The following is a 22,133-nucleotide window of genomic DNA, read 5'->3' as shown; positions in this document are numbered from 1 at the left end:
TTCTAAACTTTGGTATGATTTTTTCAGTATTGCTATTGAAAAAAACGTTTGTAAAATCTCAGGCAAAAATAATACTTAAAGTCCATTTTATAAATGTTAGATAAGTGTTAATTGCTAATTTATAAGGATTCTAAATAATAAGTTAACACCTAATTTAGTTAATAATAAAGATTAACAAAACAAGACATAAAAAAATTTGTTTTCTTTGTATCAAATTTCAAAAAATATGAAACTAAATAATTTGAAAATCGTCATAGCTGTCTTAGCATTCTTTAGTATTGCTAATCAAGCAATTGCCCAAGAAGGCGTTGTTACCATTGAGCAAGATAGCGACATCACAAAACTTCTGGAATACAAAAAAGATGTAAAAACTACTGATCTATTCAGAATACAATTAGATTTTGGTTCACGATCTAAAGCAATGGCATTAGAACAAAAGTTTCTAAATACATTTTCTCAATGGCCTACTGATGTTGTTTATGAAACGCCTAATTACAAAGTTTGGGTTGGAAATTTTAGTACGCGACTAGAGGCAGATATTGCGCTTCTAAAAATCAAAAAGAAGTTCTCAAAAGCTATGGTTTTCGAACCAAAAAAGGATAAATAACAAGGTATCTTAAATACACAGACCAAAAAAAAGCGACTCGTTTGAGTCGCTTTTTTTGGTCTTATAATTATTTAAGTTTTTTCTTAACCTCAACTTCTTGAAAGGCTTCTAAAACGTCGTCAACTTGGATGTCATTATAATTCTTAAGTTGCATACCACAATCATACCCTTTTGAAACTTCTTTAACATCATCTTTAAAACGTTTCAATGATACGAGTTCTCCTGTGTGAATTACCACACCATCTCTAATAAGTCGAATTCCTGAGTTTCTGTAGATTTTTCCGTTAGTAACCATACAACCAGCAATAGTACCGATTTTTGAGATTTTAAATGTTTCTCTAATTTCAGCAGTACCAGTAATTTCCTCTTTCAACTCTGGAGACAACATGCCTTCCATTGCATCTTTAAGATCATTGATGGCATCATAAATAATGGAATACATTCTGATATCGATTTCTTCCTTATCAGCAATTTGACGTGCATTACCCATTGGTCTTACGTTAAATCCGATAATAATCGCATCTGATGCTGTTGCCAACAATACATCACTTTCAGTAATGGCACCAACACCTTTATGTATAATATTTACTTGTATTTCTTCGGTAGACAGCTTCTGGAACGAATCGGTTAAGGCTTCCACAGAACCATCCACATCACCTTTAAGGATGATATTCAATTCTTGGAAATCACCTAAAGCGATACGACGTCCTATTTCATCTAGAGTAATGTGACGTTGTGTTCTAACAGATTGCTCACGTTGCAATTGCGTTCGTTTTGCAGCAATTTGTTTAGCCTCACGTTCATCTTCAAACACATTAAACTTGTCACCTGCCTGAGGCGCACCATCTAATCCTAAAATAGATACAGGTGTCGACGGTCCGGCAGCAACAACTTCTTTTCCGCGTTCATCATGCATGGCTTTTACTTTACCACTATTCTTTCCAGCGAGAACGTAATCCCCAACTTTTAATGTTCCAGCCTGAACCAGAATTGTTGACACATAACCACGTCCTTTATCCAAGAAAGCTTCCACAACTGTTCCAGTTGCATTTTTATTTGGATTAGCTTTAAGCTCTAATAATTCGGCTTCAAGCAATACTTTTTCTAATAATTCTTTAACACCTGTTCCATTTTTAGCTGAAATATCATGGGATTGGATTTTTCCTCCCCAATCTTCAACTAATAAATTCATGTTAGCTAATCCTTCTTTTACTTTATCAGGATTTGCTCCAGGCTTATCAATTTTATTAATTGCAAAAACAATTGGTACTTCTGCAGCTTGAGCGTGTGCAATTGCTTCTTTTGTTTGCGGCATTATTGCATCATCGGCAGCAATAACAATTATAGCTATATCTGTAACTTGAGCTCCACGAGCACGCATGGCTGTAAAGGCCTCGTGACCAGGAGTATCTAGGAACGCTATTTTTTGTCCGTTATCTAATTGAACACCATAAGCGCCAATATGCTGTGTTATACCACCAGATTCTCCAGCAATAACATTTTCTTTACGAATGTAATCCAGAAGTGATGTTTTACCATGATCTACGTGACCCATAACAGTTACGATTGGTGCACGAGGTTTTAAATCTTCTGGCTTATCTTCTACTTCTTCAATAGATTCTTCGATATCAGCAGTTACGAAGTCTACTTCATAACCAAACTCATCAGCTACAACAGATAAAGTTTCAGCATCCAGACGTTGATTCATGGTAACCATCATACCAAGCGACATACATGCTGAGATAATTTCAGTAACAGATACATTCATCATTGTAGCAACTTCACTTGCTGTAACAAACTCAGTTACCTTAAGGATTTTGCTTTCTGCTGCTTCAGCTTGCAGATCTTTCTCTGTTTGTTCTCTATGCTGTTCTCTTTTCTCTCTACGATATTTAGCTCCTTTACCTTTACTGGATTTTCCTTGAAGCTTCTCTAGGGTTTCACGTACTTGTTTCTGTACTTCTTCAGCACTAGGCTCTTCTTTAACTACAGTACGTTTTTGACCTTTTCCTTTATATCCACCTCTTTGGTTTCCGCCTCTATTGTTAGATCTATTATCACCACCTGATGATGGTCCTTTGCTAATACGACGTCTTTTCTTTTTATTATCGGTATCTGAGTCAGATTTTTTCTCTTCTTTTTTCTTTTTAGGCTTATTAAACTTAGAAAGATCAATTTTGTCTCCAGCAATTTTAGGACCTGAAAGTTTCTTGTATTGTGTTTTCAGGGTTTCTTCGGCTGGCTCCTGATCAGCAGGAGTCTCAACTTCTTTTTTAGGAGCTACTTTAGGTTTTGTTTTCTCTACCGCTTTCACCTCTTTTTTAACAGAAGGCTTTTTAGGTGTTTCTTTAACCTTAGGCGCTTCCTCTTTTGGTGTCTCCTCTTGCTTAGGCGTTTCAGCTTTTACCTCTTCAGTTTTAGCTTCTACTTCTTTCTCCTTATTCAAGTCAATTTTTCCAACTTGTTTAGGACCGCTTAATTCTGCTTTGGCCTTTACAATTTCTCGACTCTTAGCCTCTTTTTGAGCTTTTTCTTCCAATTCACGCTCACGTTGTTCACGCAACTCTTCCTTTTCTTTTAACTTTGCTTCACTAACTTCTAAAGAAGCTACTTTTTTACTAGCGTCAGTTTGAAATTCGTTGGAAAGAATTGTGTAAACCTCTTCTGATATTTTCGTATTAGGACTCTTCTCTATTTCGACACCTTTTGATTCTAAAAAATCAACAGCGCGATCTATAGAGATATTTAGTTCCCTTAATACTTTATTTAATCTAGTTTGAGCCATAAATTGCTTGTAATATAACTTAAAAATCTATTCTACCAAATTAACTTTTTACTGTTAAGCTGGTATTATTCTTCGAATTCTTCTTTAAGAATTCTTATAACATCTAAAATTGTTTCTTCTTCTAAATCGGTACGTTTTACAAGATCTACTACATCTTGTTCGAGTACACTTTTTGCGGTATCTAAACCAACTTTACTGAATTCTTCTATAATCCAGCCTTCTATTTCATCTGAGAATTCTGATAACTCAACATCTTCTTCTGCACCTTCTCTAAAGACATCAATCTCATAACCGGTAAGCTTACCAGCTAATCTGATATTGTGTCCGCCTCTACCAATGGCTTTAGAAACCTCTTCTGGTTTTAACAGAACTTCTGCCCGCTTGTTTTCTTCATCTAATTTTATAGATGTAACTCTTGCTGGACTTAAGGCTCTAGTGATAAACAGTTGTAAGTTATTGGTGTAATTGATAACATCAATATTTTCATTACCTAACTCTCGAACTATGCCATGAATTCTTGATCCTTTCATACCAACACATGCACCAACAGGATCAATTCTATCATCATAAGAGTCCACAGCTACTTTTGCTTTCTCACCTGGTATTCTTACCACATTTTTAATGGTGATTAAACCGTCAAATACTTCAGGTATTTCCTGCTCAAATAATTTCTCTAAAAATGCTGGTGCAGTTCTAGACATAATAATTGCAGGCTTATTTCCTTTTAATTCTACACTTTCAATAATACCACGAACATTTTCTCCTTTTCTAAAAAAGTCGGATGGTATTTGCTTATCCTTTGGAAGGATAATCTCATTGCCTTCATCATCAAGTAGAATAATTGCTCTATGACGAATATGGTGAACTTCAGCTGAATAAATCTCTCCTTCAAGTTCTTTAAACTGCTTGTAGATATTAGTGTTATCGTGTTCGTGAATCTTAGAAATTAAGTTTTGGCGTAATGCTAAAATAGAACGACGCCCTAAATCTACTAGCTTCACCTCTTCTGCAACATCTTCACCTACTTCAAAATCTGGTTCAATTTTTTGTGCCTCAGATAATTCTATTTCCTGATTAGGCTCTTCTACCTCTCCGTCAGCAACTACAATTCTATTTCTCCAAATTTCTAAATCTCCTTTATCTGGATTAATAATTATATCAAAATTATCGTCATCGCCATACTTCTTTTTCAGTGCATTTCTTAATACATCCTCTAAAATCGCCATTAATGTTACACGATCTATTAATTTATCGTCTTTAAATTCTGAAAAAGAATCAATTAACGCAATATTTTCCATAACTATGAATTAAAATTTTATTACAACTTGAGCTTTTGATATCGAATCATACGATATTTCAGCTTGCTTTTTTACGGTTACTTTTCCCTTACCAACTGGTTTAGGTTCTCTTGCTTTCCACTCTAAAAGAATCTTATCCTCATTTGCCTGAGTAAGAGTCCCTTCAAACGTTTCGTTTTCTGCTGTTTTCACACTAAGTGTTCTACCAATATTCTTTTGATACTGTCTTTTGTTAGTAAAAGGCGCAGTTGCTCCTGCAGACAACACTTCTAAAGAGAAATCCTGCTCCTCTCTGTCTAAGTTGTGTTCTATGGCACGACTTATAAACATGCAATCTTCTACCAAAACACCATTATCACCATCGATAACCACCTTAATTGTGTTATCGCTTAGTACATCAAAATCAATTAAAAACAGGTCTTCGCGTTGGCTCAAACCTTCGTCTAATAATTTTTTTACGGTATCTCTAAACATTTACTAGTATAAAAAGAGCGGACTTTCCGTCCGCTCATTATTCTTTTTTCTTCAAACAACGCTGCAAATATACAACATTTTAATTGATTTTCACAAGTGTGCAGGTTTCGATTTTTATTATTAAATTTATAGAACACTAAACTACTCAATCAAATGAAAAAAATATTAGTTCCAACAGATTTTTCACAAGAAGCAGAAAATGCTTTAAAAGTGGCTTCACAAATCGCGAAAAAACATGGCAGTGAAATTTACTTGCTGCACATGCTGGAAATTCCATTGCAGGAAATTGATGCTGTAAGTACTCATGCAGATGTTCCTGAAGTTATGTTTTTCATGAAAATGGCACATCAAAAATTTGAAGACATAATGAACAGTGAGTATTTAAAAGGACTTACCGTACATGAAATTGTAAAGCCTGATGGGTCTTTTAACGGAATTTCAAACATCTGTAAAGAACATGGTATTACCATGATTACAATGGGTTCTCATGGTGCAAGTGGTATCAAAGAGATGTTTGTTGGGTCTAATGCTGAAAAAGCAGTTCGAAACTCTGATGTCCCTGTTTTAGTGATTAAAAATGATCATGACGATTTTAGTGTTGATGACATTGTCTTTGCATCTGATTTCAAAAAAGACAATAAAGAAACCTACAGGCAAGCTACTGAATTTGCCATGGCCTTTGGAGCTCAAATACATTTACTGATGGTTAATACAGCTAGTAATTTTACAACTACAGCTAAAGCTAATGATAGGATTAGTAAATTTATTGAAGATTATAGTTTTAAAAACTACACGGTAAATATTTACAATGATGAATCTATAGAAAAGGGAGTGCTTAATTTTTCAAAACAAATTGATGCAGATCTTATTGGTATCAGTACACACGGTAGACAAGGTATTGCACATTTCTTCAATGGAAGTATTAGTGAGGATCTTGTAAATCATGCAAATCGACCCGTAATTACATTTAAAATCTAGGATTAAAAAACCATAAAAAGAAAAAGTCTTCCAGTGCTGGAAGACTTTTTGTTGGCCTACTAGGGCTTACCGAAATTCTTTTCGGTATGAACTTCTCGCCATGAAAAACTATTAGAAAACAAAAAAGCCCTTGCTGTGAAAGCAAAGACTTTTTGTATTTAGTTGGCCTACTAGGGCTCGAACCTAGACTCTTCTGGACCAAAACCAGACGTGTTGCCAGTTACACCATAGGCCATTCTCTAAATGAGGATGCAAATTTAGTACAAAGTTTTATTTGCACAAATAATTTTATATAAAATAATCAAAAAATGGTAACGTTTACTTAAAATCTGTAGTGTTTATCATAATTATTACTAAATTCGCTCGCATTAAATAGACTAGTTTTATGACACATTTCAACTTCAAGAAATGGAATACCATCTTAGGATGGCTCGCTTTTGCGATTGCTTTAATCACCTATGCGTTAACCATAGAACCAACGGTAAGCTTCTGGGATGCTGGAGAATATATATTAACCTCATCTAAATTACAAGTTGGACATCCACCTGGAGCTCCTTTATTTCAAATGTTAGGTGCATTTTTTTCAATGTTTGCCCTAGAGCCAGCTCAAATTGGTGCTATGTTGAATATGATGAGTGCTGTTTCAAGTGCTTTTACAATACTATTCATGTTTTGGACCATCACAATACTATTGCGTAAACTCGTCAAAGAAGAAGATGATCAATTATCAACAAATGCCTCTATTGCTATTTTAGGTAGTGCACTCGTTGGTAGCTTAGCATTTACGTTTACTGACTCATTTTGGTTCAATGCGGTAGAAACTGAAGTTTATGCCATGGCAACCCTAATCATGTCTATTCTTTTCTATCTAGGATTACGTTGGGAAAAGGATATGCACAAACCGAGAGGTCATAGATGGCTGATTCTTATTGCTTTTGTAATTGGTTTATCTTTTGGAGTCCACTTTATGGGATTACTCACAATTCCTGCTTTAGGACTGATTTATTACTTTAAGAATTACAAAACTATCACAGTTAAAAATTTCATTCTTGCCAACGTAATTTCAGCTGCTATATTACTTTTTATATTCAAATTACTACTTCCAAATGCACTTAGACTATTTAGTGTTTCGGAAATTTTCTTTGTCAATACTGTTGGTCTGCCATTTAATTCTGGATCTATCATTGCTGGAGTAGTTGTTATTGCTGCATTTTACTTCGGTTTAAAACACACTCGAAAAAAAGGCTATAAATATGCTAACACACTCACATTGTGTTTGATTTTTATTTTCATTGGATTCTCGTCATGGATCATGTTACCTATTAGAGCCAATGCTAATGTTATTATCAATGAGAATAATCCTTCTAGTGCAAGAGAACTTCTAGCGTATTATAACCTTGAACAATACCCAAAAACTCATTTGTTTTATGGTCCTTTATTTACAGACCAATACTCTGGGTTAGATGAAAATGATCCTTATACAGATGCCAAGCCTAAATATGAAAAAGACTATGAAAAAGGCAAATATATAATTGTAAATGATTGGGAAAACGCCGAACAAAATTACAATTCTAAACATGCTGCGGCATTACCAAGAATGTGGAGTTTTGAGCATGCTGAAAACTACATGATGTTTACAGGGTTGTTGGATTTCAAAATTAAACCTGAATACCAAATGGAAAATCAGGTAAGAACGCTAGTTAATGACTTTAGGAATGAGGTTGCTCAAGGAAAAATAGATTATGAAGACTACAATAGCTTTCTGAAACAATTTGGTAGAGACTTTCTCGACGTTGAAAAGCCATCGTTTGGAGATAATCTGTGGTATATGATGGAATATCAGTTTGGATATATGTACTGGCGTTATTTTATGTGGAATTTCTCTGGAAGACAAGATGATATTCAAGGAAAATATAACGATCTACATGGGAATTGGATTACTGGAATAAAAGCTATTGATGAAATTCATTTAGGTATGTCTCAAGATAATTTACCTAGTGATGTAGCCAACAATAAAGCAAGAAACACCTACTACATGCTTCCATTGATTCTTGGAATTTTTGGATTTTTATTTGTGCTTTCAAAAGATCCAAAACGCTTTTGGTTATTACTTGTTTTCTTTTTAATGACAGGCTTAGCCATACAGTTTTATACCAATGTAAGACCATTTGAGCCTCGTGAAAGAGATTACTCTGTAGTTGGTTCTTTCTACGTATTTGCTATTTGGATTGGCTTTGGTGTGTATGCTATTTTTGACCTTCTTCGGAAATATGCCAACTCCAAATTTTTAGCTCCTGCAGTAACCTTAGTTTGCCTGGTTTTAGTTCCTGGAATTCTAGCAGCTGAAAATTGGGATGATCACGACAGGTCTGAAAAATATACAGCTCAAGCAATGGCCAGAAAATATTTAGAATCCTGTGCTCCAAATGCCATATTATTTACCATTGGTGACAATGATAGTTTCCCATTGTGGTACCTTCAAGAAATTGAAGGGGTTAGAACAGATGTTAGAGTAGTGAATACTAGTTTATTTCAAACAGATTGGTATATAGATCAAATGAAACGCAAGGCTTATGAGAGTGATCCAATTCCGTCACAATTAACTCATGATCAATATAAATATGGCACTCGTGATTACATCATGAAAAATGAGATTACCAAAGACACATTTCTAATCAAAGACTTTGTTGATTTCATTTCAAATGATGATCCAAAATATAAACTTGCCTATGCTTTAAGAGCAACAGGGGAAGACCCATCGGGCTATCCTAAACAATTAAGAAACGCCAATTATCTTCCAACAAGCAATGTACGCGTTCCGGTTAATAAAGCGAATGTTCGTGAAAGTGGAATAGTAAAACCAAAAGACGAAGATAATATAGAGCCATATCTAGACATAAAAATCACTAATGGAGGCTTATACAAAAATCGTCTCTTAATGCTTGATATCATTGCCAATAACGAATGGAAACGTCCAATTTATTTTACTGGCGGAGCGTTTAGTGATGAGGATTATATATGGATGAAAGACTATTTACAATTAGATGGTTTATGCTACAAACTTGTACCAATAAAAACACCAGTAGATAGAGCAAATCCTTTTGATATGGGTCGAATTGATTCTGAACTCATGTATGAAAAAGTAATGTCTTGGGATTGGGGTAACAGTGGTAGTGATGAGATTTATCACGATGTAGAAACTCGAAAAAATGGAATTACTTACAGAGGTAATCTCGCCAGACTGATGGAACTATTAATTAATGAGGATCAACTTGACAAAGCAGAAAATGTCGCCGATCTGGCAATGGAAAAAATGCCAGTAGACAAATTTGGTTATTACACACTTCTTGATCCGTATATTAGTGGTTACTATGAAATAGGCAATAAAGAAAAAGCCAGAAAACTTTACACTGAGGTGTCTAGGGTTTATCAGGAAAAACTAACCTATTGGAGTGGACTCACCATTGAAAACCAAACCAGATATCTCGACGAGATTGTTACAGATATTGAATGGTACAGGAATTTAGTAGATATCCTCGTGATATATAACGATAAGGAGTTTGCTATTCAGGAAACTGAAAAATTCAATAACTATCTCAAGCTTTTTACGCATTTCATAAGTGATGAAGACACACAATCAAAACCTGTAAGAGAAGATAGAGACATACCCAAAGATACTATAGATAGCATTTTAGGTATTCAACAATAGACGTTTTGAAAATTGCTCCTATAAAAACACCATTAGTTGCCAAGAAGCTTTTCCCAAATTATATTTGGGATGTTTCTACTAAAAACAAGGAGTTATATCTCACTTTTGATGATGGTCCAACTCCAGAGATAACAACATGGACTCTTGAGACACTAAAAGCATACAATGCAAAAGCTACCTTTTTCTGTATTGGGTCTAATATTGAAAAATATCCTGCAATTTTTCGAGATATTCTTAGTCAGGGTCATCTAATTGGTAACCACACTCAACATCATGTCAAGGGCTGGAAAACTAAGACTAAAGATTATTTGATAGATATTGATAAAGCTCAGTCTATTATTGATCAACAAATTAAAACTTTAAATACATCTCACGACAAACTCTTTCGTCCACCTTACGGACAAATAAAACCTCAACAAGGGAAAAAACTAATAGAACTAGGTTATAAAATTATCATGTGGGATGTGCTATCTTTTGATTGGGAGCAAGATATTTCCGAAGAAAAATGTTTAGAAAATGTAATTTCAAAAGCAAAAAAAGGAAGTATCATTGTTTTTCACGACAGTGTTAAAGCATCAAAAAATATGAAATATACGCTTCCAAAGGTATTAGAAGTCTTTAGCAAAAAGGGATTTGAATTTAAGACACTTGACGTTTAGATATACTCCTGAACAATACCAATTAATGTATTGGCATCTTGCTCACCGCTATGCCTCCATTTCATCTCTCCATTTTTATAAATAATGAGTGTTGGTAGACCTTTAACGCGTAATGCTTCGGCTAGCTCTTTATTTTTATCAACGTCAATTTTGATGACTTTAGCTTTGTCACCTAAAGCAGCAGCAACATCTCGCATTACTGGATGCATTGCAGTAGATTGTTCATTCCATTCTGTAAAAAAATCCAACAGAACAGGAATATCCACATCTATAAGTTCCCCAAATTTTGACATACGTTTAAACTTTTAAATCAAATATGTATATACAAACCTACATAATTTTTTTGGTAATACTTTAAATAGTATCACTCATTAGGTTCACTCTGACATGTTTATAAAAATAAACAATTTCAAAGTAAATATAACATTTCCATGTCATTATACAGTATTTGAACCTTTTTTAAGGGTAATTACTGTAACTTCAGGCCAAATTCCAACTCGACCAGGATACGCTAAATAACCAAATCCGCGATTTACATTAAGGTATTGTCCTAGTTGCTCATAAATTCCTGCCCAATGCTTATAACGCCATTTTACTGGACTCCATTTAATCCAGCCTGGTATTTCTATTCCAAATTGCATACCATGAGTATGACCACTTAAGGTCAAATGATAATGGTAATCATCATGAATGACGCATTCCTCCCAATGGCTTGGATCATGGCTCATTAATATTTTAAAGTCATCAGCATGGATACTTTCTGTAGCTTTTCTAAGATCTCCTGCCTTCTTAAATCCGCCTTTTCCCCAATTCTCAACACCTACAACAGCTATTCGTTGTCCATTTCTCTCAATATATCTGCTTTCATTAAGTAGCAGGTCATAGCCCATTTCCTTCTGTAAGGATTTAAGATCTTCTAGATTTTGTCTATATGCGTCATCAGATTCCCAATTGACATAATCGCCATAATCGTGATTTCCTAAAACCGAAAACACGCCATCCTTAGCTTTTAAAGTAGAGAACAGATCTTTCCATGGAAGCATTTCAGAAGCCTTATTATTAACCAAATCACCTGTAAACATAATAGCATCTGACTCTTGCTCATTGATGAGATTAACACCATAAGCTATCTTTTCAGCATTATCAAAACTTCCTGAATGTACGTCACTTATTTGAGTAATCTTGTACCCATCAAAAGCATCAGGGAGGTCTTCAAAATGAAGGACATACTCCAAAACTCTAAACTTATATTTGCCTTTGTACATTCCGTAAAGTAAAGATGTAAACGGAATAGCAGCCAAGCCAAGTGCTATTTGACTTATAAACTTTCGTCTTGATGGCAGATAGAATTCTTCTTTGGTCACCAATTTATCATATAAGCCTAAAACACTTCTAATAATATCTTCACCAAGTAATACAGGTACTGTAATCAAATTCAAGGACATAAATGCTAACAGAAATCCAAAAGCATAACTTTTAGCTGGATTAAGAACACGACCCTCTGTACCAGACGATATTTGATAGATGAAGTTTCCTGCAATAATAACAGCAACTGTAATGAATAGATAATGTAACCATGTGGCTTTAGTAACCGTCTTAACAGCTTGAAATCCGTAAAATGAAAAAAAACTATAGATTAAAATAAATATAATCCAACGAAGCATAGGTGAAGTTTTTCCAAAGATACGGCATTTTGAAAAGGAAGTAACTCGTTGAAATATATTTAACGATACGTTAAGATTTAGTATCTTTTGGATCGAATAAAGACATCCTCTATGAAATATCTATGTTCTATTGTTTTGATAGCTCTAATTCTAACTAGCTGCAAACCCGACCCATCAATAGAAATTGCTAAAAAAGATAAGCCTCTTATTACACATGTAAATCCGTTTATTGGTACTGGTGGACATGGACATACCTATCCTGGGGCAACTATGCCATTTGGAATGATGCAACTAAGTCCAGACACAAGACTAGACGGTTGGGATGGTTGCTCTGGTTATCATTACAGTGATGAATACATTTATGGCTTTTCTCATACACACCTTAGTGGAACTGGCGTAAGCGATTATGGAGACATACTACTCATGCCAACTAATGGCGTTTATTTTAACAACGGTAGTGATAACAGTAAAGGCTATCGAGATCATTTCTCTCACAATAACGAAACAGCAGAACCTGGTTACTACAAAGTACATCTAGACTCAACCAATATTGATGTAGAACTTACAGTGTCTAATAGAAGTGGTATTCATAAATATCAATTTCCTTCGGCTAAAAATCAATACGTAATTTTAGATCTGGAGCATCGTGATGAAGTTTTAGATTACAAAATCCAAAAAATTAACGACTCTACCATTTCAGGTTTTAGACATTCTAAAGCATGGGCTACCGATCAACGCTTATTTTATCATATTGAGTTTTCAAAGCCCATTAAAAATATGACTTACGAGGAAAAGGGTACTGCAATCTCTAAAAACTACAAATACCAAAGCAAAAAAGCGGCTGTAGAATTTGATAACCCAAACAATGAGCCGATTTATATTAGAGTTGGAATTTCAGCAGTTGATAATGAAGGTGCTAAAAACAACTTACATCAGGAGATTGGTAACAGTTCATTTGAAGATATAAAATCGAAAGCCCAAAACCTTTGGGAAACGCAACTCGAAAAAATAGTCATAGAATCATCAAATGAAGATTACAAAACAAACTTCTACACTTCATTATATCATAGCATGATTGCTCCTAATCTTTATCAGGATGTTGATGGTCGCTATCGTGGTATGGACTTGGAGGTTCATCAGACCAAAGATTTTGACTATTACACGGTCTTTTCACTTTGGGACACCTATCGGGCTGCACATCCGCTTTACACCATAATTGAACAAGACAGAACTAACGACTTTATCAATACGTTTCTAGCCAAATATGCTGAAGGTGGCATTATGCCAATTTGGGATCTTTCCGCTTGTTATACAGGATGTATGATTGGTTATCACGCTGTTCCTGTAATATCTGACGCTTATATGAAAGGCATTAAAGACTACGATGTTGAAAAAGCTTTTGAGGCCATGAAGCATTCAGCTACAAGAGATAAATTAGGACTTAAATCCTATAAACAATTTGGCTTTATCCCAGTGGAAGAAGAAAGTGAGTCAGTATCTAAAACTTTAGAGTATGCATATGACGATTGGACCATTGCACAAATGGCGAAAGCTATGGGAAAGGAGGATGATTTTAAATTGTATTCGGAAAGAGCGCAATACTATAAAAACATCTACGATCCTGAAACCAAGTTCATGCGAGGTCGCTTTAGAAATACATGGTTTGCGCCTTTTGATCCTTACGAAGTCAATTTTAATTACACCGAAGCTAACTCATGGCAATATAGCTTTTATGTCCCTCAGGACATCTCTGGTTTTATGTCGCTTCTTGGCGGAAAAGATAAACTCGAAGCACAATTAGATGAATTATTTACTGCCAATGCTGAAACTTCTGGACGAAATCAAGCGGATATCACAGGACTTATAGGACAATATGCACACGGAAATGAGCCAAGTCATCACATGGCTTACCTCTACAACTTTGTCAATGCGCCACATAAAACACAGGAAAAAGTACACCAGATACTCACTGAATTGTATACTAATGCACCAGATGGTATTTCTGGCAATGAAGATTGTGGTCAAATGAGTGCGTGGTATGTCTTTTCATCTATGGGATTCTACCCTGTAACACCTGCTTCAAATCAATATATAATTGGTACACCTTTATTTGATAAAGCTACAATACATCTGGAAAACGGAAATCAATTTACTATTATAGCTCATAATTTAAGTGATAAAAACATCTATATTAAATCTGCCTACCTTAACGGAATATCACTAGATAAGACCTATATTACTCATGAAGACATCATGAGAGGCGGATCTCTGGAATTTACGATGACTGATAATCCTGCGGTTTGGGGTAGTCGTGAAGGACAAGAACCTAAAACTGAGATTAATGAACATGTGATTGTTCCTGTGCCTTTTATAGCCAAAGGTGATGTCGCATTTAAATCAGAAACTGAAGTGGTATTAGCCAATGTTGATAATGATGCTGAGATTTACTACAGACTTGGCTACAAAGGCGGTTTTAAAAAATATGATCAACCTTTTAACATAGATAAGGCCATTGCGTTATCTGTTTATGCTGAAAAAAATGGTCGCAAAAGTGCTACTGTAGAAACTATCTTTTATAAAATCGATCCTAATCTTTCTATTAAACTCGATACAGAATATGCCAATCAATACAATGCTGGCGGAAATGATGCACTCATAGATGGTATTTTTGGCACTCAGGATTTCAGAACAGGCACCTGGCAAGGCTATTGGAACGAAGATGTCATTGCAACAGTTGACCTTGGAAACATAAAACCATTCTCGCAAGTCAAGATTAACTTTCTAGAAGATCAAAGAAGTTGGATTTTCTTGCCAAATAGTGTAGAGTGCTTGTACTCTGTAAACGGTAAAGATTTTAAGACTATTGAAAACGTCACAATGGAGAACACTATTCCTTCTGAAAATTCCAAAATTAAAACGATAGCATTCAATATTCCATCTAATCATAAAATTAGATATATTAAAATCATCGCCAAAAAAATGGGAGAGTTACCTGAATGGCATTTAGGCCATGCACATGATGGAAGAAGCTGGATCTTTGTGGATGAAATTTCGATTAAATAAATACTAACTAAACTTATGACGCAACAAAAATCTTATCGCTCCTCCTTTATTCTACTCACAACTTTATTCTTTCTTTGGGGATTTATTACCGTTTTGGTAGACTCTTTAATTCCGCGTTTACGTGAATTGTTTACACTCTCTTATTTTCAGGCTGGAATGGTTCAGTTTGCGTTTTTTGGCGCTTACTTTTTACTATCTATACCAGCAAGCTATATTCTGTCTAAAATAGGATACAAACGCGGTATCATATTAGGTCTATTTACCATGGCTTTAGGTTGCTTATTGTTTTATCCAGCTGCATCCTATAGAGTTTTTGGGGTGTTTATGTTGGCCTATTTTATTTTAGCAGGAGGCATGACCATTTTACAGGTGGCTGCCAACCCTTATGTAGCAGTTTTAGGTTCAGAAGATGGAGCCTCAAGCCGATTAAACCTCTCTCAAGCTTTTAACTCTCTAGGAACTGCAATTGCACCTGCTGTAGGCGCTTTATTCATTCTTAGTGATAAAATAAAAACCACTGATGAAATTGCAGCACTATCCGAAACAGCCAAAGCATCTTATTTAGCTAGCGAAGCTTCCGCAGTACAAAAACCGTTCATTGGATTGGCTTTATTTATCATGTTTATTGCTGGTGTCTTCTTATTTGCAAAACTTCCTAAATTAATAAGTGAAACATCAGAAGGCTCATATTCAGAAGCCTTTAAACAAAAAAATCTAATGCTAGGAGTCCTTGGCATTTTCTTTTATGTTGGTGCCGAAGTAGCTATAGGTAGTTACTTAGTCAACTACTTTTTAGACATGAATCTCGTGGAAGTCATTAAAGAAAATGGGATTATGACTACTATTGCCGAAGGGATTCTTAACTCCGGACTTACAGATAACGATAATAAAGCTATAGTAGGTGTATTTGTAACTTTTTATTGGTCTGGTGCTATGATTGGCCGTTTTGTTGGTTCTTATCTCACTAAAATCATGAAGCCAGGGAAAGTCTTAGGTGTTTTTGCAACTATAGCTATTGCCTTAATTGTGATTTCAATTAGTACCTCAGGATTAGTGAGTATGTGGAGTATTCTTGCGGTTGGTTTGTTTAACTCCATCATGTTCCCAACTATTTTTACTCTAGCAATAGATGGCATAGGTGATCTTAAACCTAAAGGCTCTGGATTATTATGTACTGCTATTGTTGGTGGTGCGCTAATCCCTCCTCTTTATGGTTATTTTACTGACCAAATAGGTTTTAAATCAGCACTGTTTTTTATCATAATTTGCTATGCCTATATATTATGGTATGGTTATAACAACTCTAAAAAAATTATCTCATGAAACGAAGACACTTTATTAAAAACGCTTCTTTAACTGGTGTTGGTTTAGCTGTAGGAAGCACCCTTGTGGGCTGTGCAGAGAACACGTCAGAGAAAACTTCATCCACCACAATAGCATCAAGTGATGATAAAAAGGCAACACTACCTTTGGTTATTGCCACTTGGCATGTTAAAGATGCTACAGCAAAAGCCATGGAGATTTTACAAGCTGGAGGTAATGCTCTAGATGCTGTAGAACAAGGTTGCATGGTAGAAGAGGCTAATGAAAAAGGGCAATCTGTTGGTAAAGGCGGATTACCAGATCGTGATGGTAATGTTACTTTAGATGCTTGTATAATGGATAAGCATGGAAATTGTGGTTCTGTGGTATATCTTCAGAATATTACACATGCTGTTTCTGTAGCGCGTAAAGTGATGGAAGACACGCCACACGTTATGCTTGCTGGTGAAGGTGCTAAACAATTTGCTGTATCCAAAGGTTTTAAACCAGAAGATTTGCTTACTGAAGCTTCAAAAGAGGCCTGGGAAAAATGGAAAATCGAAGCAAAATATAAACCTATTATCAATATCGAAAACCATGATACCATTGGCATGCTGGCCATAGATAAAAATGGTGATATCTCAGGTGCGTGTACCACAAGTGGACTGGCTTATAAAATGGGTGGACGTGTAGGTGATTCTCCTATTATTGGCTCTGGTCTTTTTGTAGATAATGAAATAGGCGCTTGTGTTGCAACTGGCTTGGGAGAAGAAGTCGTCAAAACTGTTGGTAGTTTTTTAGTTGTAGAATTGATGCGTCAAGGAAAGTCACCTCAAGACGCTTGTGAAGAAGCAATAAGTAGAATTGTCAACAAACCCAATAGCAACTATAAAGATTTTCAGGTTGGTTATATTGCTGTGAATAAAAAAGGAGAAACGGGTAGTTATTCCATTCATCAATGGTTTAGTATGACTAAATTCCAGAATGGAGTTAATGAGCAAATCCAGTCGGATTATTTCAATAAGACTAAAACCACTTAATCGTCGCGTTAACAATCTTCTGCTTAAAGTTATTGTAAGGCGGCATTAACAGATCTACTGCACCGAAGGTATGTTGCTTTAGTACAGAGCGCTGATTGGCAAATTCTAGAAATCCAAAATACCCATGAGATTTTCCTATCCCACTATTATTAGAACCTCCAAAAGGTAAATTATGGTTTAAAAACTGTAGCAGATTATGGTTGATACAAGTACTTCCAGCCCTTGTGTTATTTAAAATCTCATTGATGCGTTTTTTATTCTTACTGAATATGTAAAGTGCCAAGGGTTTCTCTCTTGAATTGATATAATCGATAACCTCATCAGTCGATTGATATGTTTTTACAGGAAGTATTGGTCCAAAAATTTCATTTTGCATGAGTTCACTTTCTTCGGAAATATCAAACACCAGAGTTGGCGAAATAAAGTTGTCGGTATCGTCAGTTACTCCTCCCAGCACAATATTCGAATTCCTTTCAGCAGCATCTTCCAAATAGGTTTTTAAACGCTTGAAATGTTTCTGATTTACAACCCTTGAAAATGAATCTGAAGTTTTGGGGTCTTCAGAATAGAATTCAGTAATATACTTTTTGAAAGCAGAGGTAAACTCAGATTTGATCTTTTCGTTAACAAATACATAATCTGGAGCAATACAGGTTTGGCCTGCATTTAAAAACTTTCCGAAGACCACCTTCTTTACCGCTTTATCCAAATTAGATGTGTCATCGATAATGACTGGCGACTTTCCGCCTAACTCCAAAGTTACTGAAGTCAAATGCTCTGACGCTGCTTTCATCACTATTTTTCCCACTTGTGGAGATCCTGTAAAAAAGATATGGTTAAAAGGAAGCTTTAAGAGCTCTTGTGCAACCTCAACTTCGCCTTCTACAAGCGAAACTTCATTATCATCAAAGAGATCATTGACAATATCTTTCATCACTTTAGACGTGTGAGGTGTCATTTCGCTAGGTTTTAAAATCACTGTATTTCCAGCAGCAATTGCAGACACCATTGGACCAAATGTGAGATTGACCGGAAAATTCCATGGCGAAATAATCAAACACACGCCTTTAGCTTCGTTTTTTATCCAAGATGAACTTCCTATCAAAGCTATTGGTGTGTCGACCCTTTGCTTCTTTAACCAAGACCTTAAATGCTTTGACACAAAGTTGATCTCGTCAATAACAGGATAAATCTCAGTGAGGTCGACTTCTAATTTAGGCTTCTTAAAGTCTTTATAAAGCGCCTCTCTCAATTTATTCTTGTAAGTTTTCTCTAAAGCTAACTTTAGCGCTTTCAATTTTTTAAGACGTGCTTTATAAGTTGTATTTCCAATGTGAAATTGATTCGCTTTTTGCTTATCAAACAATTTCGAATACCTGTTATCTGAATAATTTATCATTTAATCCTTAACGTTTTTATTGGGCTGCGAGCCGATTTTGTGCATTTCATCGATGTTTTTTACGAACAACTTCATCTTATCTAATAATCATCCGTTTTGTCTAATATATTCATAATCACTTTATAAGTTGTGTTTCTTTGAACTGAGTTTAAAACAAAATCCCTCGACGATTATGAAAAAAGTATTAACAATATTAGCCTTTACAATGTTACCTCTACTATCAGTAGGTCAGGACACCAATGTGGATATCAAAAATAATGATACTGTTGAAACTGTAATCGAAAAGACAACAGAAACTCAAAACATTAAAAAGGAAACTACTTCTAATTCTGCAGCAAAAGCTCAATTATTAAAGATCAACAGAAAGAAAAGTTCTGAGATCATTAGCATTAAAGCTTACAGAAAAAGTTTACAGATTAAAGTAAAAACGATTAAACTTTGTTAATCGACAACACATAAATAAAAATCCGAAACTAACGTTTCGGATTTTTTATATCTCAATCAAACTACGATAAACTTAATTCACCTCTAGCTTCCTGTTCTTTAAATTGCTTTACAAGATCAAGTGCATCTGGTATCACATCACTACACAATATAATCAGAGATCCTTTTACAGCATTTTTCACAGCGTAAGTGATGGCTTCTTTTTCCGAAGGAATAATTGTTGTTTTCTTGTTAGGGTCTTTCATCTTAATACCATCATCTAACATCTTTATCAATTCTTCTTCAGTTTTTCCTCTCAGACGTTTATCCTGACGAATGATAATCTCATCAAACATCTCTGCAGCAATAGCTCCCATTTCGTTGTTATCCTCTACTCGTCTATCACCTATTCCTGCAATAATTCCAACTTTAACTGTCGCTTCTAACTCATCTGTAAATTTCTGTAAAGCACGCATTCCAGCTGGATTATGCGCATAATCCAATAGGATATTGAAGTCATTAAATTCAAATAAGTTCAATCGTCCAGGTGTTTGTGATGCAGATGGAATAAAGGTTTCTAAACCAGCTTTCATATCTTCAATACTAATGCCTTGAACATGGGTTGCTAATACAGCTGCCAGTACATTTTGAATCATGAATTTTGCTTTTCCACCGTAAGTTAATGGAATCTCCTCAGCTCTCATGATTCTCATTTTCCATTCCCCTCTGCAAATAGTGACATAACCATTTTCGTAAACAGCAGTAATTCCATGAAGTCGCTGGAGCGCTTTAACCCTTGGGTTATTTTCATCCATAGAAAATAGGGCAACATTACAGTCTACACTTCTACGCATATCATACACAAGATCATCATCTGCATTTAAGATGGCGTATCCATCTGGTAGTACCGTTTCAGGAACAACACCTTTCACTTTAGCTAATTGTTCAACCGTATGAATGCCTTTTAGACCTAAATGATCTGCTGCAACATTAGTAACAATAGCCACATCACACTTTTTAAATCCTAAACCTGCTCGAAGTAAACCTCCTCTGGCACATTCTAAAACTGCAAAGTTGACCGTTGGATCTTTAAGTACAAATTCTGCACTGGAAGGACCAGTACAATCGCCTGTCATCAATAATCTATTCTGAATATACACACCATCACTAGTCGTATAACCTACACGATAACCTTTCATTTTTGCAATGTGTGATACGAGTCTTGACGTTGTTGTTTTTCCGTTCGTTCCAGTAATGGCAACAATAGGAATTCGTCCTGTGTCACCTTTTTGTGGAAATAATTTATCTATTACTGGTGCTGCAACATTTCGGGGTAATCCTGTAGTTGGTGCCAAGTGCATTCTAAAACCAGGACCAGCATTAACCTCTAAAACTGCACCTCCTGTTTCTGATAGAGGTTTGGTAATATCAGTGGTCATAATATCTATTCCGCAGATATCTAGATCGATGATCTTTGAAATTCGTTCAGCCATGGATACATTTGCAGGATGGACAATATCTGTAACATCCTCAGCAGTTCCTCCAGTACTTAGATTAGCTGTATCTTTTAAAACGAGTCGTTCTCCATCAGGAAGTACTGAATCTAACGTATAGCCTGCATCTTTTATGATCGTTTTTGTAAGTTCATTAGTGGTGATTTGAGTCAGTACTTTTTCATGACCATAACCACGTCTCGGATCCTTATTGACCTCATCAATCAATTCTTGTACTGTTGATGTACCATCACCAATAACATGAGCAGGTGTTCTGATAGCAGCAGCGACCAATTTATTATTGATGACCAATAATCTGTAATCATCGCCAGTGATAAATTTTTCTACGATAATAGCACCACTGCGAGAACTGTCTTTAGCATGTTTGAAAGCCACAAGCGCATCATCGTAATTTTGTATATCTACAGTGATGCCGCGACCATGATTACCATCAATTGGTTTTATCACCAACGGATAGCCAACATAGCGACAGGCCTCTTCCAAGCTGCGTTCCCGACGAATAATATCCCCTTTAGGAACTTCTACTTCAGCTTGTTCTAATAGGTATTTGGTATCTTCTTTATCACAAGCCAATTCAACACCTATACTACTCGTTTCACTTGTAACCGTAGCTTGAATTCGTTTTTGATTTGCACCATAACCCAATTGACACAGCGAGTATTTATTTAATCTAATCCAAGGAATTCCTCGTGCTTCAGCTTCAGCAACAATAGATCCAGTACTTGGACCTAAACGGTCAGCTTCACGAAGTTCCCGCATTTCCTGAATATCATCAGACAAATCATAATCTTCACCGCTAATTAAGGCTTCACATATTCTCACTGAGGCTTTTGCAGCATAGCGTCCAACAGATTCCTCCATGTAAGCAAAAACCACATTGTAAACCCCTTCTTCTCCATAACCTCTGGTTCTTCCAAAACCTACATCCATTCCAGCGAGTGTTTGTATCTCTAAAGCAATATGTTCAATGATATGTCCCATCCATGTACCTTCATCAACACGTTGAAAAAATCCGCCAGGCTCACCTACAGAACAGCGATGTTCATACATTCCAGGAAACATAGTTTTGAGGCGATCATAAAACCCATCTACTTTGTTTGATGGTCGTTCTTCCATCTCCTGAAGATCCAAAACCATTACAATTAATTTGTGTCGTCTAACAGACCAGTAGTTAGGCCCTCGCATTGCATTTATACTGCGTATTTCCATTTGGTTGAT

15 protein-coding genes and 1 tRNA gene are annotated in these 22,133 nt (G+C 35.6%); 8 read left to right on the top strand and 8 right to left on the bottom strand.

All coding sequences use genetic code 11. From position 1 onward, the window contains the following. Positions 1–226: 226 nt before the first annotated feature. The gene (locus Q0951_RS02255) at positions 227–607 is read left to right on the top strand and encodes an SPOR domain-containing protein (protein WP_299333726.1); all 381 of its coding nucleotides are present in this window, start codon (positions 227–229) and stop codon (positions 605–607) included. 67 nt (positions 608–674) lie between these two features. Here Q0951_RS02255 and infB read toward each other — a convergent pair whose 3' ends face one another. The 3 genes from infB to rimP form a co-directional block, all read right to left on the bottom strand. Next, a complete protein-coding gene (gene infB / locus Q0951_RS02250; RefSeq protein WP_299333724.1) occupies positions 675–3,392 on the bottom strand; it encodes a translation initiation factor IF-2 in 2,718 nt (905 codons plus the stop codon). Positions 3,393–3,457: 65 nt separating this feature from the next. Further along, entirely contained in the window at positions 3,458–4,690 is a 1,233-nt protein-coding gene (nusA, locus tag Q0951_RS02245) for a transcription termination factor NusA (RefSeq protein ID WP_299333721.1), read from the bottom strand. Between the two features lie 9 nt (positions 4,691–4,699). Next, a complete protein-coding gene (gene rimP / locus Q0951_RS02240; protein ID WP_299333718.1) occupies positions 4,700–5,164 on the bottom strand; it encodes a ribosome assembly cofactor RimP in 465 nt (154 codons plus the stop codon). Positions 5,165–5,317: 153 nt separating this feature from the next. Here rimP and Q0951_RS02235 point away from each other — a divergent pair, with 153 nt between their 5' ends. Then, positions 5,318–6,142, top strand: coding sequence for a universal stress protein (locus Q0951_RS02235; RefSeq protein ID WP_299333714.1), 825 nt, complete (start codon positions 5,318–5,320; stop codon positions 6,140–6,142). A 162-nt stretch (positions 6,143–6,304) separates the two neighbouring features. On the opposite strand, the gene Q0951_RS02230 is transcribed toward Q0951_RS02235, so the two are convergent. Beyond that, a tRNA-Gln gene (locus Q0951_RS02230) sits at positions 6,305–6,377 on the bottom strand. A 150-nt stretch (positions 6,378–6,527) separates the two neighbouring features. On the opposite strand from Q0951_RS02230, the gene Q0951_RS02225 reads away from it, so the two are divergent. Both Q0951_RS02225 and Q0951_RS02220 read left to right on the top strand, forming a co-directional pair. Beyond that, the gene (locus tag Q0951_RS02225; RefSeq protein WP_299333711.1) at positions 6,528–9,851 is read left to right on the top strand and encodes a DUF2723 domain-containing protein; all 3,324 of its coding nucleotides are present in this window, start codon (positions 6,528–6,530) and stop codon (positions 9,849–9,851) included. Positions 9,852–9,856: 5 nt separating this feature from the next. After that, positions 9,857–10,510 carry a polysaccharide deacetylase family protein gene (locus tag Q0951_RS02220; RefSeq protein WP_299333708.1) on the top strand — a complete coding sequence of 218 codons (654 nt, stop codon included), beginning with the start codon at positions 9,857–9,859 and terminating at the stop codon, positions 10,508–10,510. Here the strand turns inward: Q0951_RS02220 and Q0951_RS02215 are convergent. Together Q0951_RS02215 and Q0951_RS02210 are read right to left on the bottom strand one after the other, a co-directional pair. After that, positions 10,507–10,803, bottom strand: coding sequence for a co-chaperone YbbN (locus Q0951_RS02215; protein ID WP_028871703.1), 297 nt, complete (start codon positions 10,801–10,803; stop codon positions 10,507–10,509). The genes Q0951_RS02220 and Q0951_RS02215 overlap by 4 nt on opposite strands. 144 nt (positions 10,804–10,947) lie before the next feature. Then, positions 10,948–12,174: a metallophosphoesterase gene (locus Q0951_RS02210; RefSeq protein WP_299333705.1), complete on the bottom strand. Its 1,227-nt coding sequence runs from the start codon at positions 12,172–12,174 to the stop codon at positions 10,948–10,950. A gap of 111 nt (positions 12,175–12,285) precedes the next feature. Between Q0951_RS02210 and Q0951_RS02205 the strand changes: the two genes are divergently transcribed. Genes Q0951_RS02205 through Q0951_RS02195 form a run of 3 tightly spaced genes read left to right on the top strand, consistent with a single transcriptional unit; the run spans position 12,286 to position 17,579 of the window. After that, positions 12,286–15,237: a GH92 family glycosyl hydrolase gene (locus Q0951_RS02205; protein WP_299333702.1), complete on the top strand. Its 2,952-nt coding sequence runs from the start codon at positions 12,286–12,288 to the stop codon at positions 15,235–15,237. A gap of 15 nt (positions 15,238–15,252) precedes the next feature. Beyond that, on the top strand, positions 15,253–16,560 hold the full coding sequence (locus Q0951_RS02200) for a sugar MFS transporter (protein ID WP_299333699.1): 1,308 nt from the start codon (positions 15,253–15,255) through the stop codon (positions 16,558–16,560). Further along, positions 16,557–17,579 (top strand): N(4)-(beta-N-acetylglucosaminyl)-L-asparaginase, encoded by a 1,023-nt coding sequence (locus Q0951_RS02195; RefSeq protein ID WP_299333696.1) that lies wholly within the window; start codon positions 16,557–16,559, stop codon positions 17,577–17,579. The genes Q0951_RS02200 and Q0951_RS02195 overlap by 4 nt, the downstream gene beginning before the upstream one ends. Here the strand turns inward: Q0951_RS02195 and Q0951_RS02190 are convergent. Continuing rightward, positions 17,566–18,978: an aldehyde dehydrogenase family protein gene (locus Q0951_RS02190; protein WP_299333693.1), complete on the bottom strand. Its 1,413-nt coding sequence runs from the start codon at positions 18,976–18,978 to the stop codon at positions 17,566–17,568. The genes Q0951_RS02195 and Q0951_RS02190 overlap by 14 nt on opposite strands. Before the next feature lie 172 nt (positions 18,979–19,150). Here Q0951_RS02190 and Q0951_RS02185 point away from each other — a divergent pair, with 172 nt between their 5' ends. Beyond that, positions 19,151–19,423, top strand: coding sequence for a hypothetical protein (locus tag Q0951_RS02185; RefSeq protein ID WP_299333691.1), 273 nt, complete (start codon positions 19,151–19,153; stop codon positions 19,421–19,423). Positions 19,424–19,484: 61 nt separating this feature from the next. Here Q0951_RS02185 and cphA read toward each other — a convergent pair whose 3' ends face one another. Next, entirely contained in the window at positions 19,485–22,124 is a 2,640-nt protein-coding gene (gene cphA, locus Q0951_RS02180; protein WP_299333688.1) for a cyanophycin synthetase, read from the bottom strand. Positions 22,125–22,133 lie beyond the last annotated feature (9 nt).

This window comes from uncultured Psychroserpens sp. (assembly GCF_947501425.1).
GTDB lineage: Bacteria > Bacteroidota > Bacteroidia > Flavobacteriales > Flavobacteriaceae > Psychroserpens.
Note: the sequence above shows the minus strand (reverse complement) of the source record. Positions and strands in the feature narration are given on the sequence as shown.

Bases quoted from the DNA above. Each gene is read 5' to 3' on its own strand.
- Q0951_RS02195 (WP_299333696.1), top strand. From the start codon at position 16,557: ATGAAACGAAGACACTTTATTAAAAACGCTTCTTTAACTGGTGTTGGT.
- infB (WP_299333724.1), bottom strand. From the start codon at position 3,392: ATGGCTCAAACTAGATTAAATAAAGTATTAAGGGAACTAAATATCTCT.
- rimP (WP_299333718.1), bottom strand. From the start codon at position 5,164: ATGTTTAGAGATACCGTAAAAAAATTATTAGACGAAGGTTTGAGCCAA.
- Q0951_RS02190 (WP_299333693.1), bottom strand. From the start codon at position 18,978: ATGATAAATTATTCAGATAACAGGTATTCGAAATTGTTTGATAAGCAA.
- Q0951_RS02225 (WP_299333711.1), top strand. From the start codon at position 6,528: ATGACACATTTCAACTTCAAGAAATGGAATACCATCTTAGGATGGCTC.
- Q0951_RS02200 (WP_299333699.1), top strand. From the start codon at position 15,253: ATGACGCAACAAAAATCTTATCGCTCCTCCTTTATTCTACTCACAACT.
- Q0951_RS02215 (WP_028871703.1), bottom strand. From the start codon at position 10,803: ATGTCAAAATTTGGGGAACTTATAGATGTGGATATTCCTGTTCTGTTG.
- nusA (WP_299333721.1), bottom strand. From the start codon at position 4,690: ATGGAAAATATTGCGTTAATTGATTCTTTTTCAGAATTTAAAGACGAT.
- Q0951_RS02255 (WP_299333726.1), top strand. From the start codon at position 227: ATGAAACTAAATAATTTGAAAATCGTCATAGCTGTCTTAGCATTCTTT.
- cphA (WP_299333688.1), bottom strand. From the start codon at position 22,124: ATGGAAATACGCAGTATAAATGCAATGCGAGGGCCTAACTACTGGTCT.
- Q0951_RS02210 (WP_299333705.1), bottom strand. From the start codon at position 12,174: ATGCTTCGTTGGATTATATTTATTTTAATCTATAGTTTTTTTTCATTT.
- Q0951_RS02185 (WP_299333691.1), top strand. From the start codon at position 19,151: ATGAAAAAAGTATTAACAATATTAGCCTTTACAATGTTACCTCTACTA.
- Q0951_RS02205 (WP_299333702.1), top strand. From the start codon at position 12,286: ATGAAATATCTATGTTCTATTGTTTTGATAGCTCTAATTCTAACTAGC.
- Q0951_RS02235 (WP_299333714.1), top strand. From the start codon at position 5,318: ATGAAAAAAATATTAGTTCCAACAGATTTTTCACAAGAAGCAGAAAAT.